15 protein-coding genes are annotated in these 15319 nt (G+C 72.1%); 7 read left to right on the plus strand and 8 right to left on the minus strand.

The window, feature by feature from the left end:
- The first annotated feature begins 110 nt into the window (after positions 1 to 110).
- From ABZ815_RS03865 to ABZ815_RS03875, 3 genes are all read left to right on the plus strand, one after another.
- Entirely contained in the window at positions 111 to 2300 is a 2190-nt protein-coding gene (locus ABZ815_RS03865) for a transglycosylase domain-containing protein (protein ID WP_357693642.1), read from the plus strand.
- A 139-nt stretch (positions 2301 to 2439) separates the two neighbouring features.
- Positions 2440 to 3048 carry a superoxide dismutase family protein gene (locus tag ABZ815_RS03870; protein WP_357693644.1) on the plus strand — a complete coding sequence of 203 codons (609 nt, stop codon included), beginning with the start codon at positions 2440 to 2442 and terminating at the stop codon, positions 3046 to 3048.
- A gap of 223 nt (positions 3049 to 3271) precedes the next feature.
- A complete protein-coding gene (locus tag ABZ815_RS03875) occupies positions 3272 to 3604 on the plus strand; it encodes a putative quinol monooxygenase (RefSeq protein WP_357693646.1) in 333 nt (110 codons plus the stop codon).
- 25 nt (positions 3605 to 3629) lie between these two features.
- Here the strand turns inward: ABZ815_RS03875 and ABZ815_RS03880 are convergent, their stop codons facing one another.
- Entirely contained in the window at positions 3630 to 4016 is a 387-nt protein-coding gene (locus tag ABZ815_RS03880) for a DoxX family protein (protein WP_357693648.1), read from the minus strand.
- Between the two features lie 104 nt (positions 4017 to 4120).
- Entirely contained in the window at positions 4121 to 5023 is a 903-nt protein-coding gene (locus ABZ815_RS03885) for an NAD(P)H-binding protein (protein WP_357693650.1), read from the minus strand.
- 136 nt (positions 5024 to 5159) lie between these two features.
- Here ABZ815_RS03885 and ABZ815_RS03890 point away from each other — a divergent pair, with 136 nt between their 5' ends.
- The 3 genes from ABZ815_RS03890 (at position 5160) to ABZ815_RS03900 (ending at position 8926) form a co-directional block, all read left to right on the plus strand.
- A complete protein-coding gene (locus tag ABZ815_RS03890) occupies positions 5160 to 5939 on the plus strand; it encodes a CPBP family intramembrane glutamic endopeptidase (RefSeq protein ID WP_357693652.1) in 780 nt (259 codons plus the stop codon).
- Between the two features lie 183 nt (positions 5940 to 6122).
- Positions 6123 to 8090, plus strand: a complete 1968-nt coding sequence (locus ABZ815_RS03895; RefSeq protein ID WP_357693654.1) for a glycosyl hydrolase family 28-related protein — start codon at positions 6123 to 6125, stop codon at positions 8088 to 8090.
- 41 nt (positions 8091 to 8131) lie between these two features.
- A complete protein-coding gene (locus tag ABZ815_RS03900) occupies positions 8132 to 8926 on the plus strand; it encodes an SDR family oxidoreductase (protein ID WP_357693656.1) in 795 nt (264 codons plus the stop codon).
- A gap of 106 nt (positions 8927 to 9032) precedes the next feature.
- Here the strand turns inward: ABZ815_RS03900 and ABZ815_RS03905 are convergent, their stop codons facing one another.
- The 6 genes from ABZ815_RS03905 to ABZ815_RS03930 all read right to left on the minus strand — a co-directional run bounded on the left by ABZ815_RS03905 (position 9033) and on the right by ABZ815_RS03930 (position 14745).
- Positions 9033 to 9560 carry an NAD(P)H-dependent oxidoreductase gene (locus ABZ815_RS03905; protein WP_357693658.1) on the minus strand — a complete coding sequence of 176 codons (528 nt, stop codon included), beginning with the start codon at positions 9558 to 9560 and terminating at the stop codon, positions 9033 to 9035.
- Complete coding sequence (locus tag ABZ815_RS03910) at positions 9557 to 10888, minus strand: LLM class flavin-dependent oxidoreductase (protein ID WP_357693660.1); 1332 nt, start codon at positions 10886 to 10888, stop codon at positions 9557 to 9559. The genes ABZ815_RS03905 and ABZ815_RS03910 overlap by 4 nt, the downstream gene beginning before the upstream one ends.
- Positions 10885 to 11832, minus strand: coding sequence for an ABC transporter permease (locus ABZ815_RS03915; protein ID WP_357693661.1), 948 nt, complete (start codon positions 11830 to 11832; stop codon positions 10885 to 10887). Before ABZ815_RS03915 ends, ABZ815_RS03910 begins: the two co-directional genes overlap by 4 nt.
- Positions 11825 to 12661 carry an ABC transporter ATP-binding protein gene (locus ABZ815_RS03920; RefSeq protein ID WP_357693662.1) on the minus strand — a complete coding sequence of 279 codons (837 nt, stop codon included), beginning with the start codon at positions 12659 to 12661 and terminating at the stop codon, positions 11825 to 11827. Before ABZ815_RS03920 ends, ABZ815_RS03915 begins: the two co-directional genes overlap by 8 nt.
- Positions 12658 to 13677: an ABC transporter substrate-binding protein gene (locus tag ABZ815_RS03925; RefSeq protein WP_357693664.1), complete on the minus strand. Its 1020-nt coding sequence runs from the start codon at positions 13675 to 13677 to the stop codon at positions 12658 to 12660. The genes ABZ815_RS03920 and ABZ815_RS03925 overlap by 4 nt, the downstream gene beginning before the upstream one ends.
- Before the next feature lie 201 nt (positions 13678 to 13878).
- Complete coding sequence (locus ABZ815_RS03930; protein WP_357693666.1) at positions 13879 to 14745, minus strand: fumarylacetoacetate hydrolase family protein; 867 nt, start codon at positions 14743 to 14745, stop codon at positions 13879 to 13881.
- A 294-nt stretch (positions 14746 to 15039) separates the two neighbouring features.
- Between ABZ815_RS03930 and ABZ815_RS03935 the strand changes: the two genes are divergently transcribed.
- Positions 15040 to 15237 carry a hypothetical protein gene (locus tag ABZ815_RS03935; protein ID WP_357693668.1) on the plus strand — a complete coding sequence of 66 codons (198 nt, stop codon included), beginning with the start codon at positions 15040 to 15042 and terminating at the stop codon, positions 15235 to 15237.
- Positions 15238 to 15319 lie beyond the last annotated feature (82 nt).

Genomic DNA, 15319 nt, shown 5'->3' on the forward strand with positions numbered 1-15319 from the left:
GATATCGAAATCGATATCACCGCAAAGTTGATATCGGTCTTGGACAGCGTCTTTTGTCCTGTGTTGTCATGTCCGGGCTCACCCATGTTCCCGCCCGGAGGTGCTCCCGCATGCCCACTCGCCTGTCGAACGTCGCCCGGCTCACGGTCGCGGCGGTGTCGGCCGGGCTGCTGACGGCGGCGATCACGCTCCCCGCCGTCGGCGGCACCGGCAGCCTGGTCGTCTCCGCCACCGAGGAGCTGAACCTCAAGCCGATGGCGCTCGTGGAGCCGCCGCTCTCCCAGACCTCCACCGTGTACGACGCCCGCGGCAACGTGATCGCCCGCTTCTACGACCAGAACCGGGAGATCGTCCGGCTGGACCAGATCGCCGAGGTGATGCGGACGGCGGTCGTCGCCATCGAGGACGACCGGTTCTACGAGCACGGCGCGATCGACGTGGAGGGCACGGTGCGCGCCCTGGTCAAGAACCTCAGCTCCGACCGGCTCAGCCAGGGCGGTTCGAGCATCACCCAGCAGTACGTCAAGCAGGTCCTGCTCAACGCGGCCGACACCGAGCAGGACAAGAACAAGGCCCTGGAGGCCAGCTACGCCCGCAAGCTCAAGGAGCTGCGCTACGCGATGGGCGTCGAGAAGAAGTACGGCAAGGACGAGATCCTGCGCCGCTACCTCAACATCGCCTATTTCGGGGCGGGGGCCAACGGCGTGCAGGCCGCGGCCCGGCGCTTCTTCGGCGTCCCGGCGTCCCGGCTGGACCTGGCCCAGGCCGCCACGCTGGCGGGCGCCGTGCAGGACCCGAACACGACCGACCCGAGCCGCGGCAAGAAGGCCCGCGAGCTGCTGCGCGCCCGGCGGAACGTGGTGCTCGACCGGATGGCCGAGCTCGGCAGGATCACGCCGGAGCAGGCGTCCGCGGCCAAGGCGAAGAAGCTGGGGTTCAAGGACGTCCGGCTGCCCAACGGCTGCGGCGACAGCGACTATCCGTACTTCTGCGAGTACGTCCGGCGCGAGCTGCTGATCAACCCGGCCTTCGGCGGCACGCGCCAGGCCAGGGAACGCGCCTTCGCGCAGGGCGGCCTGAAGATCTACACCACGCTCGACCCGAAGGCCCAGGCCGCCGCCGACCGGGCGATCAAGAAGCACGTCGACGCCACCGACAACGCCCTGGCCTCCGAGGCGCTGGTCCAGCCCGGCACCGGCGCGATCAGGGCCATGGCCGCCAGCCGCGGCTACGGCTCCTCGGCCAAGAAGAAGCAGATCTCCTACAACGCGGTGGCCGACGCCCGGCACGGCGGGCTGATCGGCTTCCAGGCGGGCTCGACGTTCAAGACGTTCACCCTGATCGCGGCGCTCCAGCAGGGCATGAAGGTGGACGACGGCATCACCGTCGGCAACGGCTACAACGCCCCCTCCGCCGCGGCCTTCAAGAACTGCGCCGGCGGCGGCGTCGGCGACCCGTCCTGGACGGTCACCAACGACGAGGGCACCCCCGGGTTCAAGACGCTGCGCACCGGCACGTGGGGGTCGGTGAACACGTTCTTCATGGCGCTGGAGCAGCGGGTGGGCCTGTGCCGGACGGTGGAGACGGCCAAGTCGCTCGGCGCCCTCCGGGCCGACGGGCGCAAGCTCCAGGAGTACGAGACGTTCACGCTCGGCATCAACGAGATGGACCCGGTGACGGTGGCCAACGCGTACGCCGCCATCGCCGCCCAGGGGAAGTACTGCACGCCGATGGCGATCACCAAGATCACCGCCTCCGGCACCGGCCCCGGCCGGACGACCTCGTACCGGCCGTCGTGCCGGCAGGCGCTCGACCCGGGCATAGCCGACGCGACCGCGCACATCCTGTCGGGCGTGTTCACCAAGGGCACGATGCGCGGCGTCGGCGGCATCGGCCGTCCGGCGGCGGGCAAGACCGGCACGACCGACGGGTACGCCTCCGCCTGGTTCGCCGGGTTCACCCCGGATCTGGCGGGCGCGGTCAGCATCGGCGACCCGCGCGGCTCGCAGCGGCACAAGCTGGTGAACACCACGATCGGCGGCCGGTACTTCCCCCTGGTGGCCGGGGCCTCGCTGCCGGGGCCGATCTGGAAGGACACGATGACGGCGGCCCTGAAGGGCGTGCCCGCCACGCCGTTCGCGCCGATCGACACCGGACGCTTCGGCGGCTGCGGCGACGACTGCGCGCCCGCCCGTCCCCGCGGGGACGCCGACCGTCCCGACGCGGGAGAACCCGCTCTGGGGGAGCCTGACCCGGGAGAGCAGGGCCTCGGCGAGCTCGACGCGGAGGAACTCGGGTGACGGGCACGCACCGCTCCCGCATCCCCGCCCCGGCCCCATAACGCCGACCGGCGACTCAAGAGCTATACGACAGGGCACGCGGCCCGCCCATACCCTCGATGAGTCCGCACATCTCCGCCTCACGAGGGACGGTCTCTCCATGCCCAAGGCACGGACGTTCAGCCGGACACATCTGGCGCTCTGCCTCGCACTCGCCGCCGGGGTCGCCGCGATCGGCGCGGGAGCGGTGGCCGACGCCACCGCCTCGCGGCCGGGCGACCCGCGGCCCGTGGTCATCCGCGACACCCACGGCGTCGCGGTCGGCAGGCTCAGCATCCTGCGCGAGGGGTTCGGGACGGCGCGCGTCTCGGTCTCCGTCAAAGGTCTGACGCCCGGCTTCCACGGCTTCCACATCCACACGACGGGCCTGTGCGACCCGCAGGCCGTCGATCCTGCGACCGGCCAGGTCTCCCCCTTCTTCACCGCCGGGGGCCACCTCGACCTGGCCGGCGGCGGCAGCCACGCCGGGCACTCGGGCGACCTGCCGCCGCTGCTGGTCGGCAAGGACGGGTCGGGCACCGCGTCGATCGTCACCGACCGGTTCGGGCTGCGCGAGCTGACCGACGCCGACGGCAGCGCGATCGTCGTGCACGCGCTCCCCGACAACCTGGCCAACATCCCCGCCCGCTACGCCCCGAACGGCCCCGACGAGGCCACCCTCAGAACCGGCGACGCAGGCGGCCGAACGGCCTGCGGCGTGATCAAGTAACCCACGCGCCGGCCTGCGCCGTGATCAGGCGGCCCTGACGCCGGTCAGTGGCGTGACCAGGCGGCCTGACGCCGGTCAGCGGCGTGACCAGGTGGCACGGGCGGTGGCCTGTGGTGCGGTCGGTGGCACGGCGCGTCCGGCGCGCCTGGTGGCGGACGCGGACGGGCGGTGGTCTGCGGCTAGTCTCGTGCCGTAACGCCACCGACCACGGAGAGTTCTCGTCATGATCTTCATCACCGCCAAGTTCCGCGTCCTGCCGGAGCACGCCGGCCGCTGGCCGGAGATCTCGGCCGAGTTCACCGAGGCCACCCGCGCCGAGCCGGGCTGCCTGTGGTTCGACTGGTCGCGCAGCCTCGACGACCCGGCCGAGTACGTCCTCGTCGAAGCCTTCCGCGACGAGGACGCCGGGGCCGCGCACGTGACGTCGGCGCACTTCAAGCAGGCCCAGCAGGTGCTGCCCGGCTACCTGGCCGAGACGCCGCGCATCGTCAACGCGAACGTCCCGCAGGACGACTGGTCGCTCCTGGGCGAACTGGCCGTCCCCGAACGGGACTGACCACCGCCCAGAGCGACACCACCGCTCAGAGCCGCACCACCAGCGCGGGGTCCAGCGCCAGGGTGGCGACCGCGAGCGCCAGGAACACGATAGCCAGGTAGAACTGCGGCGAGCGGTCGTCCACGCGCAGGTGGGTGAAGAGGGCGCAGACGAAGTAGAGGACGAGCCCGGCCGCGGCCGCCGTCCCGGCCAGGGGCACACCCAGCAGGCCGAGCGCCAGCCCGGCCGCGCCGGCCGCCTTGAGCGCGCCGATCGGCCAGACCAGCCACGACTCCGGCACCCCGGCCCGGTCGAGCGCGGGGCCGAGCGTCCGCATGACCGGCTTGAGTCGGGTCATGGCGGCGAACCCGGAGAAGGCGTTGAAGCCGATCGTCACCAGCGCGGTGACGACGTAGGCGGTGGAGTGAACCACGAAAACCTCCGATCCCGGCCGACCGTCCGGCCGTCCAGGTGAAAAACGCCAACCGACGAGCCGCGGCCCGTACAGGCCGACGGGCGGAGGGTGGGGCGGGTTTGTCAGGGGTGGTGGAAGGCCGGGGCGTGGGTGGTGGCCCAGGTGGCGAAGGTGCGGGGTGGGCGGCCGAGTGCCGCGGCGGCGTCCCCGGTGACCGGGTGCTGCGGGCGGGCCGCGTACCGGGCGTACCGGGCCAGCAGGGCGTGGACGAACGGCTCGGGCAGCCCGCCCGCGACCAGGTGCCGTTCGGCGGCCTCCGGCGGGATCTCCTCGAACCGCAGCGGCCGGCCGATCGCCTCGCCGATCACCGCCACCATCGCGGCATGGGTCAGCGACTCGGGCCCGGTCAGTTCCAGCCGCCCGCCGAGCCGCCCGCCGGAGTGGCCACCGGGGTGCTCGCCGGGGTGCTCGCCGAGCAGCGCCTTGGCGGCCACCTCGATCAGGTCCCGCTCGTCGATCGGCACCTCCTGGAAGCCGGCGTGCACGTACCGGACGACGTCCCCGGCCCGGATCTGCGGGGCCCACGCCTGGAGGGCGTTGCCGGCGAAGGAGGCGGCGCGCAGGCTGGTCCACTCCAGGCCGCTGTCCACGGCCGCGGCCTCGGCCTCCTTGTTGCGGTCGCCGCGGAAGCGGGAGGGCTGCTCGTCGAGGGGGTCGTCGGCGTTCATCGCGGACAGGGCCACCACCCGCCGCGCCCCGCGGTCGGCGGCGCGGGCGAGCAGGCCGGGCGCGCCGTCGCCGATGGCGCGCGGGTGCAGGAAGACGGCGGTGACGCCGTCCAGGTGATGGGCGAGGGTGTCGGGGCGGGCGGGGTCGCCCTCGACGACCTCGACCCCGGCGGGCAGCCGCACCGGCCCCGCCGAACGGGTGACGGCCCGCACCTTGGCCCCTTGGGCGGTGAGCAGTTCGACCAGCGGACGTCCGAACGCCCCGGTGGCACCGGTGACGAGAATCATGTCGTTCATGCCCCCTGAGAGAACCCCGGGGCGGGAAGTGTGACATCAGGCCACGAACCCGAACGGTGACCCGATCGAGCCCCGAGACCCGCCGACAAGGGGTGCTTTATCCGGATCGGAGCGATGGACGGCTACTCTGCGGCCCATGCACACCCAGTCACTCGCACCCGCTCCGGCCCTCGGCCCCAGACTCATCAAGGCCGAGATCCTCGTCGTGCTGTCGGTCTCGCTCGGCGCCAGCGGACTGCTGTCGCTGGTCCGGCTGATCGGCGCGCTGACCGCGCCCAGGGAGCTGAAGGGGCAGCAGGCCGTGCTCGTCGGCTCGCTGGCGCCGGGACGTCCGTGGCTGGACCTGACGTTGCAGCTCGTGGACATCGCGATCTCGGTGGCGCCGGTCGCGCTGGTGGCGTACCTGCTGGTCCGATCGGGCGAGTCGCTGCGGACGATCGGGGTGGACCTGCGCGAGCCGGGCCGCGACACGCTGCGCGGCGCGCTGCTCGCCGCCGCGATCGGCGGCACGGGGCTGGCCTTCTACCTGGTGGTCTACGCGCTGGGCGTCAACCTGACGGTGGTGCCGGGGCAGTTGCCGGAGGTGTGGTGGCGGGTGCCGGTGCTGCTGCTGGCCGCGGCGCAGAACGGGGTGCTGGAGGAGGTGCTGGTCGCCGGCTACCTGTTGCACCGGCTGGACCAGGCGGGCTGGGGGCCGTGGCGGGCGGTGGCCGTTTCGTCGGTGTTGCGGGGGTCGTACCACCTGTATCAGGGGTTCGGGGGGTTCGTCGGGAACATGGTGATGGGGCTGGTGTTCGGGCGGCTGTACCAGCGGTGGGGGCGCGCGATGCCGCTGGTGATCGCGCACACGCTGATCGACGTGGTGGCCTTCATCGGGTACGCGGCGCTGCACGGCCGGGTGAGCTGGCTCCCATGACGGCCGCTTGCAAGCGGTTTGCGTAACTGTCGCAAGAAATCGATAGTGTCTCGAAGCTCGACAACAACGTTACGAAACTCCTTCGCAGGAGCCTTGTGTCCCGGGGTCGTGGGGTCCTACTGTCACCTCACCCCCGAGAGAATCGAGCTTCGGATGTCACTCACGAGCACATCCCGGAGGGTCGTGGCGGTGCTCGCCGCGGCTCTCGGCCTCCCCCTCGTCTCGATCGCCGTCCCCGCGGAGGCCGCCACCACGGCACAGCGGCCCGTCGTGACGCGGGCCGCCCTCGACCCGGCGCTGGTCGCCGGCCGGGGCGCGCGCGTCGGCTTCGCCGAGCAGGAGGCCGAGAACGCCGCGACGGACGGCACGGTCATCGGCCCCGACCGCAGCGCGTACACGCTGCCCGCCGAGGCGTCCGGGCGGCGGGCCGTCAGGCTGACCCCCGGACGGCACGTCGAGTTCACCCTCCCGGCCGCGGCCAACGCGATCACGCTGCGCTACAGCATCCCCGACGCGCCCTCGGGCGGCGGCATCACCGCGCCACTGGACGTGGCGGTCAACGGCCACCACCGGGCGACCATGACGCTGACCTCGCAGTACTCGTGGCTGTACAACCAGTACCCCTTCACCAACGACCCCGGCGCCGACCTGCTGCACCCGGACTGGTGGATCACCGAGTGCTCCTGCGTGCCCAGCGCCACCACCCCGGCCCCGGCGATCACCAAGCCGTTCCGGCCCAGCCACTTCTACGACGAGCAGCGCCTGCTGCTCGGGCGCACGTACCGGGCGGGCGACCGGATCCGGCTGACGGCGGGCTCCGGCGCCGCCTGGACGGTCATCGACCTGCTGGACTCCGAGCTCGTCGCCCCGCCGCGGATCGAGCCGGTCGCGGCCAACGTGCTGGCCTTCGGCGCCGACCCGTCCGGCCGCCGCGAGTCCTCGTCCGCCTTCGACCGGGCCGTCGCCTTCGCCCGGCGCACCCACCTGAAGGTGTACGTCCCGCCCGGCACGTACCAGGTGAACCGGCACATCGTCGTGGACGACGTGACGATCAGCGGCGCGGGAAGCTGGTACACGATCATCAAGGGCCGCGAGGTCGCCCTCGACACCCCGGCGCCCGACGGGTCCGTCCACACCGGCGTCGGCTTCTACGGCAAGGACGCCAAGGACGGCGGCAGCCGGAACGTGCACCTGTCCGGGTTCGCCATCGAGGGCGACGTCCGCGAGCGGATCGACACCGACCAGGTCAACGGCGTCGGCGGCGCGATGAGCGACTCCACGATCGAGGGCCTCCACATCCACCACACCAAGGTCGGCCTCTGGTTCGACGGACCCATGAGCGGCACCCGCGTCACCGGCAACGTGATCGCCGACCAGATCGCCGACGGGCTCAACCTGCACACCGGCGTCACCGGCTCGGTCGTGTCGGACAACTTCGTCCGCAACTCCGGCGACGACGGCCTGGCCATGTGGTCGGAGAGGACGGCGAACGCGCGCAACACGTTCGACCACAACACCGTGCAGACGCCGGTGCTGGCCAACGGCATCGCGATCTACGGCGGCACGGACAACACGGTCTCGGCCAACCTGGTCGCCGACCCCGTCCGGGAGGGCAGCGCGCTGCAGGTCGGCTCCCGCTTCGGCGCCGAGCCGTTCACCGGCCGCCTGGACATCACCGGCAACACCACCGTGCGGGCGGGCACGTACGAGCTGAACTGGAACATCGGCCTCGGCGCCATCTGGTTCTACGCCCTGGAGCGGAACATCGACGCCGACGTCCGGGTGACCGGCGACCACTACCTCGACAACACCTACAACGCCGTGATGCTGGTCGCCGACTGGCCCGTCAAGGACCTCTATTCCATCACGAACCTGCGCTTCAAGGACGTCCGGGTGGACGGCACCGGCACCTCGGTGCTCAGCGCCCGCGCCGCCGGCTCGGCCACCTTCGAGAACGTGGACGCCCGCAACGTGGGCGCGGTCCCCGTCAACAACTGCGGCACCTTCCACTTCACCCCGTCCGGCTCGGAGTTCTCACTGACGGACGGCGGCGGCAACGACGGCTGGCTCGCCCCCTGGCTCCTCCCCAACACCCTCACCTGCGACGACCGTCCCCCAGTGGTCACACCCCCGGCCCCCTCCCCCTGGTGAGCCCGGGGCGTCAGGCGGCGGGGGTCGGGCAGGGGGATGGCATGACCGACAGTTACGACCGGGTCGCCGTCGTCACGGGCGCCGACTCCGGTATCGGCAAGGCCACCGCCGTGCTGCTCGCCGAGCACGGGTTCGACGTGGGGATCACCTACCACGAGGACGAGGAGGGTGCGCGGGAGACCGCCGCGCTGGTGCGGGAGGCGGGCAAGGCGGCGGCCGTGCGCCGCCACGACCTGACCGACCCGGTACGGGCCGCGCACGTCGTCGACGAGCTGGCCGGGGAACTGGGCGGGATCGGCGTGCTGGTCAACAACGCCGGCACGGGGTCGTCGGAGCCGTTGCTCGGCATGGACTACGAGCGCTGGCGTTCGGTGTTGTCGGTGGACCTGGACGGGCCGTTCCTGTGCGCGCAGCGGGCGGCCCGGCGGATGGCGGCCGAGGGGCGCGGCGGCCGGATCGTGAACGTCACCAGCGTGCACGAGGAGTACCCGAGGGTGGGGGCGGGGCCGTACTGCGCGGCCAAGGGCGGGCTGAAGCTGCTCAGCCGGGTGCTGGCGCTGGAGCTGGCCGCGTACGGGATCACGGTCAACACCGTCGCGCCCGGCGAGATCGCCACGCCGATGACCGGGCAGGAGGACCGGGTGCCGCGGGCCGGGAGCCGTCCGGGGTACCCGATCCCGCGGCCGGGCGACGCCCGGGAGGTGGCCGCGGTCATCGCCTTCCTCGCCTCGCCGGCCGCCTCGTACATGACGGGCTCGTCGGTGTTCGTGGACGGCGGGATGGTCACGATGGGACCGCAGGCGGCGGGGGCGCTCCAGTCCGGCGACTGGCGTTGACCCCGCGCCCCCGCCCGCTCGGTGAGGCCCGCTGAGAAGGCCCGCTGAAGAAGGCCCGGTCAGCAGGCCGGTCGGGGAGGCCCGCTCCCCGGAGAGCCGCCCGGTCTCAGGCGGTGGCCGGGTGGCCGACCGCGAGGGCCGCGGCCACCTGCGGCGCGACGCGGTCCGCCCAGCGGCTCAGGATCTCCTCCAGCTCGGGCAGCCGCGACTCCAGCACGGCCAGCCCGGGCGTCGGCACGGTCGCGCCGAGCTCCACCAGCAGGGGCCGCAGGTGCACCTCGACCGCCAGCGTGTGCTTCGGGTCGCCCATGACCAGCAGCGGCAGCGCCGCCACCCCGGCCAGCGCCTCCGGCCGCAACCGGTCGAGGAACGCCTTCAGCAGCCCGGTGTAGGTCCCCTTGTACGTGGGGCTGGCCACCACCAGCACCCTCGCCTCGGTCACCAGCTCCAGCGCCACCTCGACGCCGGGCGCGGGCCCGGGGGCGAGCAGGTGCGGCCCGAGCGCCGACAGGTCGACCACGTCGTGCGCGCCCGGGAGGCCGAGCCGCCGCGCGACGGCCTCGGCCGCCTCGACCGCCACGGTCCTCGTCCTGGAGCCTTCGCGGGGGTTGCCGACCAGCGCCACGACGCTCATCCGGCCACCGCCGCTGCCAGCCTGGCGGCGTACCGGGAGGCGGGCCGGGTCAGGCCGTAGTTGTCGCGGAGGGTGCGGCCCTCGTACTCGTACCGGAACAGGCCCCTGATCTGCAGCTCCGGCACGACGTGGTCGACGAAGTCGGACAGGCCCGACGGGAGCAGCGGCGGCATGATGTTGAAGCCGTCGGCCGCCCCGGTGAAGAACCATTCCTGGAGCTGGTCGGCGATCTGCTCGGGCGTCCCGGCGACCACGCGGTGGCCGCGGCCGCCGGCCAGCCGGTTGAGCAGTTGCCGGACCGTCAGGCGCTCCCGCCTGGCCAGGTCGATGACGAGCTTGCGCCGGCTCTGCGCGCCCTCGGTCTCGACGGGCACGTCCGGCAGCGGCAGGTCGAGGTCGTCCTCGGTCAGGTCGATGCCGGTCATGTGGGAGAGCTGGGCCAGGCCGTAGGCGGGGATGATCAGGTCTTCGAGCTCCTTCTCCAGGTGCAGCGCCTCCCGTTCGGTCGAGCCGATGATCGGCGAGATGCCGGGCAGGACGAGCAGGTCGTCCGGCTGCCTGCCGTGGGCGGCCACCCGCCGCTTGATGTCGCTGTAGAACTCCTGGCCCTCCTCCAGGGTCTGCTGGGCGGTGAAGACGGCCTCGGCGTGCCGGGCGGCGAACTCCCTGCCGTCCTCCGACGACCCGGCCTGCACCAGCAGCGGACGTCCCTGCGGCGAGCGCGAGGTGTTCAGCGGTCCCCTGACGGCGAAGTGGCGGCCGATGTGCTCGATGGGATGGATCTTGCCGGTGTCGGCGTAGAGGCCGCCGGCGCGGTCGCCCAGGACGGCGTCGTCCTCCCAGCTGTCCCAGAGCTTGCCGACGACTTCCAGGAACTCGTCCGCCCTGGCGTAGCGGGCGGAGTGCGCGGGGCGTTCGACGCCGAAGTTGAGCGCCTCGGCCTCGCTGGCGGAGGTGACGATGTTCCAGCCGGCCCGGCCGCCGCTGATGTGGTCGAGGGAGGCGAACTTGCGCGCCACGTGGAAGGGCTCGTTGTACGTCGTGGAGACGGTCGCGATCAGGCCGATGTGGTCGGTCACCGAGGCGAGGGCGGCCAGCAGCGTGAGCGGTTCGAGCCCGCCGAGCGCGTTGTGCCGGACGTTGCCCTGCAGGGCCACGCCGTCGGCGAGGAAGAGCGAGTCGAGCTTGCCGCGCTCGGCGATCCTGGCCAGCTCCTGGTAGTGGCGGACGTCGGTCAGGCGGCTCGGCTCGGTGCGCGGGTGCCGCCAGGCCGCCTCGTGGTGGCCGACGCCCATGAGGAAGGCGTTCAGGTGGAGCTTTCTCGTCACGTGGTCCTCCAGGTGGAGAAGCGGCGCTCGACGCCGATCAGGAGCAGGTTGAACAGCAGGCCGACCACGGAGATCGTGATGATGCCGGCGTACATGTCAGGGATGCGGAAGCTGGACTGGGCGTCGAGGATGAGGTAGCCGAGCCCGGCCTTGGCGCCGACCATCTCGGCGAACAGCAGGACGAGGATCGAGTACGCGCCCGCCAGCCGTACGCCCGTGAAGATGGTGGGGACGGCGGCCGGCAGGATCACCTTCTGGAACAGCCGCACCGGGCCGAGCCCCATCGACCGGGCCGACTTGATCAGCAGGGGCTCGACGGTCTTCACGCCGCTGATGGTGTTGAGCAGGATGGGCCAGGAGCAGGCGTACAGGACGAACGCCACCTTCGTCGTCTCGCCGATGCCGAGGATGAGCGTGAAGACCGGCAGCAGCGCGACCGCCGAGGTGTTGCGGAACACCTCCAGCAGCGGGGTCAGGAAGTCGGCGACCGGCTTGTACCAGCCGATCAGCAGCCCGAGCGGGATGGCCAGCACGATCGCCAGCCCGAACCCGGACAGCGAGCGCGCCAGCGACGCCTCCAGGTGCTCGGGCAGGCGGCCCGTGAGCAGCAGGTCCGCGCCGGCGGCCAGGCTCTCGGAGAGCGGGGGCACGAACACGGGGTCCACCACGCCGAGGCGGGGCAGCACCTCCCAGGCGGCCAGGAGCAGCAGGATCGCGGCGGAGTTCCGTCCCGCCCGCCGCGCCAGCCCGCCCGCGCGGCTCCGCGCCGCCTTCCGGCTCGCTCTCGCCGGGGCCGGGTTCCGGCTCTCCCCCTCGGTGGGCCGGACCGGGACGGCGGGCTCCTTCCCTGAGGTGGGAACGGGCTCCGGCTCGTCGTCGGGGAGGTCGTACCAGTGGACGTCGCCCTCGGGGCGGGTCCGCTCGTCGGCGCGCGCGTCAGTCATGCCGGATCGCCGCCGTCCGCTCCTGCACCTGCGCCGCGGCGACCTCGTCGCGCAGCAGCCCCCACACGTGGTGCCGGTACTCGCCGAAGCGCGGGTCGGCCCGCAGGTCGCCCTCGCGCGAGTCGAACTCCACCTCGATGATCTTCTTGATCCGGCCGGGCCTCGAGGTCATCACGGCGACCCGCTGCCCCAGGTAGACGGCCTCGTCGATGCCGTGCGTGATGAAGATGACGGTCTTGCGGGTGTGCTGCCAGATGCGCAGCAGCTCCTCCTGGAGTGACTCGCGGGTCTGGGCGTCGAGCGCGGCGAACGGCTCGTCCATCAGCAGGACGTCGGGGTCGAAGGCCAGGCTGCGGGCGATGGCGACGCGCTGGCGCATGCCGCCCGACAGCTCGTGCGGGTAGCGGTCCTCGAAGCCGGACAGGCCGACCAGTTCGAGGTGCCGCCGCGCCCGTTCCGTACGCTCGGCCCTGGGCACGCCCTTGGCCTCCAGCCCGAACGCGACGTTGGCCAGCGCGGTCCGCCACGGGAACAGCGCGTACTGCTGGAAGACGATCCCCCGGTCGAGGCCGGGCCCGGTGACCGGCGCACCGTTGACCACGATCTCGCCCGTCGTCGGCGCGGTCAGCCCGGCGACCAGGTCGAGGAGGGTGGACTTGCCGCAGCCGCTCGGCCCGACGAGCGTGAGGAACTCCCCTTCGCGGACGTCGAGGTCGATCCCGGACAGGGCGGTGAACGGCTCCTCCGCGTCCCTGACCGTGAACTCCTTGCCGACGTTCCGGATGCCGATCTTCGTACGGACGCCGGTCTCGCTGATCGTGGCGGTCATGAGCCGCTCCCGTTCGCGTAGGGGTTGAACTCGTTGGTGTAGAGGTCGGTGGCCTTGACCTGGCCCGGACGGAGCTCGCCCTCGCGCTGGAGCCAGTCGATCCACCGCTGGAACTCCCGGCTGTCGATCACCCCGCCCCTGCCCGCGATGCCGGTGCTCTTCCAGAGCTTGACGACGTCGGTGCTCTCGTTGCGCCCGCGCTTGGCGATGATCTGCTCGAACTTGGCGACGACCTCCTCGCGCGGCCGGGTCTGCGCCCAGGCGATGGCCTTGGCGAAACCGGCGACGAAGGTCCTGACGGTGCCGGGGTTCCTGGCGATGAAGTCCTCGCGCAGCACGACGGACCCGGCCGTGAACGGCCCGAACAGCTCGACGTCGGTGAACAGCGGACGCAGCCCGCCGCGTTCGAGCGCCTTGTCCTTGAGCACGGCGCCGAGCGTGCCGACGTCGAGCTGCCCCTGCCGCAGCGCCTGCTCGGTGTTGACCGGCGGGATCACCACGAGCTGGACCTGCTCGATCTCGGCCGGGGTCAGCCCCTGGCGCTTGAGGTACTCCTTGATGACGGCCTCGTGGTGGGCGCCGAGGGTGTTGACGCCGATCTTCTTGCCGATGAGGTCGCGGGCGGTTCTGATGGGGCTGTCGTCCTTGACGTAGTAGCCGTTGAACGACTTCTCGTCGGAGCCGTAGTAGCCGATCACCGCCTTGATCGGGGCCTTGGCCGCCTTGAGCTTGATGACCGCGCCGTCGAAGGCGCCGCCGAAGTCGGTCTGGCCGGTGGCCGCGGACTGGATGTCCTGCGGCCCTGAGGTGGTGTTGCCCACCCACTTGAGCTTGACGTCGCCGAGGTAGCCGAGCTCCGCGGCCAGTTCGGGGAAGGTGACGTTGCCCGCGCTGCCCTGGTAGCGGAGCTCCTTCACCTCCGGTTCGCCGGGTTTCGCCGAGCCCTCGGCCGCGCCGCAGCCGACCGTCACGGTCGCGAGCAGCACGGCGAGGAGTGCACGTCTGATGTCGATCACGATGAGTTCCTCTGGGGAGAACTGCGCAGGGGGTAGGGAGGTCTGCCGGAGGTACGTGATCAGCGACACTGAGCGCTGGCGACGTGGCCGTAGTCCACGTGCGGGCGCCGGGTCAGGTGGAGGCCCTGGCTCATGCGTACGAAGCTACGGAACCCCCGCAGCCAAGTCAACATTTCCTACTGGATTTACATGAAAAGCCTTTCAGCGCATCGCGTCCAGGCCCTCGACCACCGTGCTGGTCAGCGTTCCGACCTCGGAGATCCCGATGGAGACGACGTCGCCGTGCCGCAGCGTGAAGGGCAGGTCGGGCACCAGGCTCGTGCCGGTGGACAGCACCGCCCCGTCGGGGAAGACGTCGGCGCGGAAGAGGTGGGCGACCAGGTCGTCCAGGCGCCGGTGCAGCCCGGACGTGGACGCCTCGCCGTCCCACACCGTCCGGCCCCGCCTGGAGACGGCCATCGTGATGCCCAGCGCGTACGGGTCGGCCACCTCCCACACGGGCCTGATCGCCGGGCCGACGGCGCACGCGCCCAGGTAGATCTTGGCCTGGGGCAGGTAGAGCGGGTTGGCGCCCTCGATCGTGCGCGAGCTGACGTCGTCGACGACCGTGTAACCGGCGACCTCGCCGGCCGCGTTGAGCACCAGGCCCAGTTCCGGCTCGGGCACGTCGATCTCCGAGTCGGCGCGTACCGCGATCCGGCCGCCGTGCCCGGAGACCTTCCAGGCCACGGACTTGAAGAACAGCTCGGGGCGTTCGGCGTCGTAGACGAGCTCGTACACGTCGGCCGCCCGCTCGCTCTCGGTCACCCGGGCCTCCCGCGACCGCCGGTAGGTGACCCCGGCGGCCCACACCTCCATCCGGCCGTCCACGGGGGCCAGCGGGCGCACGTCCGCCGACCTGTGCCGGGGACCGCCGGGGGCGGCACATCGTTCCCGCAGCTCGGCGACGGGCAGCCGGAGCAGCTCGCCCACCCCGCCCACCCCGTCGAGCTCCGCCACCTGTTCCCCGTCGTCGACGCCGACCGCGTCGAGACGGGTCACCGGGCTGTTGAACCGCACGATGCGCATGATCCGCTCCTGCTCTCGTCCGTCGGGGGCACGATCACCCTACGGCCGGTCGCGGCGCGGGCCATGCCGGATGGGAATGCCTTCTCCCGAAGGGGAACGGCAGGGATGAAAGACCTGGTCAGCGCGGTACCGCCGGGCCCTCCTGGCACGCCGGGCGGCCCGTTCGTGGCGGCGGCGGAGCGGAAGGCCATTGGCGGGCAGGCGAAAGTCCGCCAAGGTGAAACCGGCCCGTCGAGCGACTTCGCCTCGTGCGAGGAACGCCGCGGGCAGGCCGGAGCCGACGAAGGAGCATCCATGACACCGCCGACCGTCACGTGCCCCCAGGACCTTGTCGACCTGTCCGTCCTCGCACCCGCGCGGCTGGAGGGACTCGGGAACTCCGTCATCGCCATGGAGCTGCTCGAACTGCTCGCATCGGCTCCGGAGGAGGACGACCTGTTCGCCGCGTTCGACACCGGCACGCCCGCGCCGCGTCGAGCCGGCGGTCGCTGACCGCGGCACCGGTCCGCCCGTGACGAGGCCGGCCCGGTCACCGGCGTGCTGGGTTGACAGGGCGGGTGGGGCGGATTTCGCT

The organism is Nonomuraea sp. NPDC047529, assembly GCF_040642995.1.
Lineage (GTDB): Bacteria > Actinomycetota > Actinomycetes > Streptosporangiales > Streptosporangiaceae > Nonomuraea.

Coding starts and splice junctions, on each gene's coding strand:
- ABZ815_RS03935 (WP_357693668.1), top strand. CDS start 15,040: ATGACACCGCCGACCGTCACGTGCCCCCAGGACCTTGTCGACCTGTCC.
- ABZ815_RS03920 (WP_357693662.1), bottom strand. CDS start 12,661: ATGACCGCCACGATCAGCGAGACCGGCGTCCGTACGAAGATCGGCATC.
- ABZ815_RS03915 (WP_357693661.1), bottom strand. CDS start 11,832: ATGACTGACGCGCGCGCCGACGAGCGGACCCGCCCCGAGGGCGACGTC.
- ABZ815_RS03870 (WP_357693644.1), top strand. CDS start 2,440: ATGCCCAAGGCACGGACGTTCAGCCGGACACATCTGGCGCTCTGCCTC.
- ABZ815_RS03875 (WP_357693646.1), top strand. CDS start 3,272: ATGATCTTCATCACCGCCAAGTTCCGCGTCCTGCCGGAGCACGCCGGC.
- ABZ815_RS03900 (WP_357693656.1), top strand. CDS start 8,132: ATGACCGACAGTTACGACCGGGTCGCCGTCGTCACGGGCGCCGACTCC.
- ABZ815_RS03865 (WP_357693642.1), top strand. CDS start 111: ATGCCCACTCGCCTGTCGAACGTCGCCCGGCTCACGGTCGCGGCGGTG.
- ABZ815_RS03885 (WP_357693650.1), bottom strand. CDS start 5,023: ATGAACGACATGATTCTCGTCACCGGTGCCACCGGGGCGTTCGGACGT.
- ABZ815_RS03930 (WP_357693666.1), bottom strand. CDS start 14,745: ATGCGCATCGTGCGGTTCAACAGCCCGGTGACCCGTCTCGACGCGGTC.
- ABZ815_RS03905 (WP_357693658.1), bottom strand. CDS start 9,560: ATGAGCGTCGTGGCGCTGGTCGGCAACCCCCGCGAAGGCTCCAGGACG.
- ABZ815_RS03890 (WP_357693652.1), top strand. CDS start 5,160: ATGCACACCCAGTCACTCGCACCCGCTCCGGCCCTCGGCCCCAGACTC.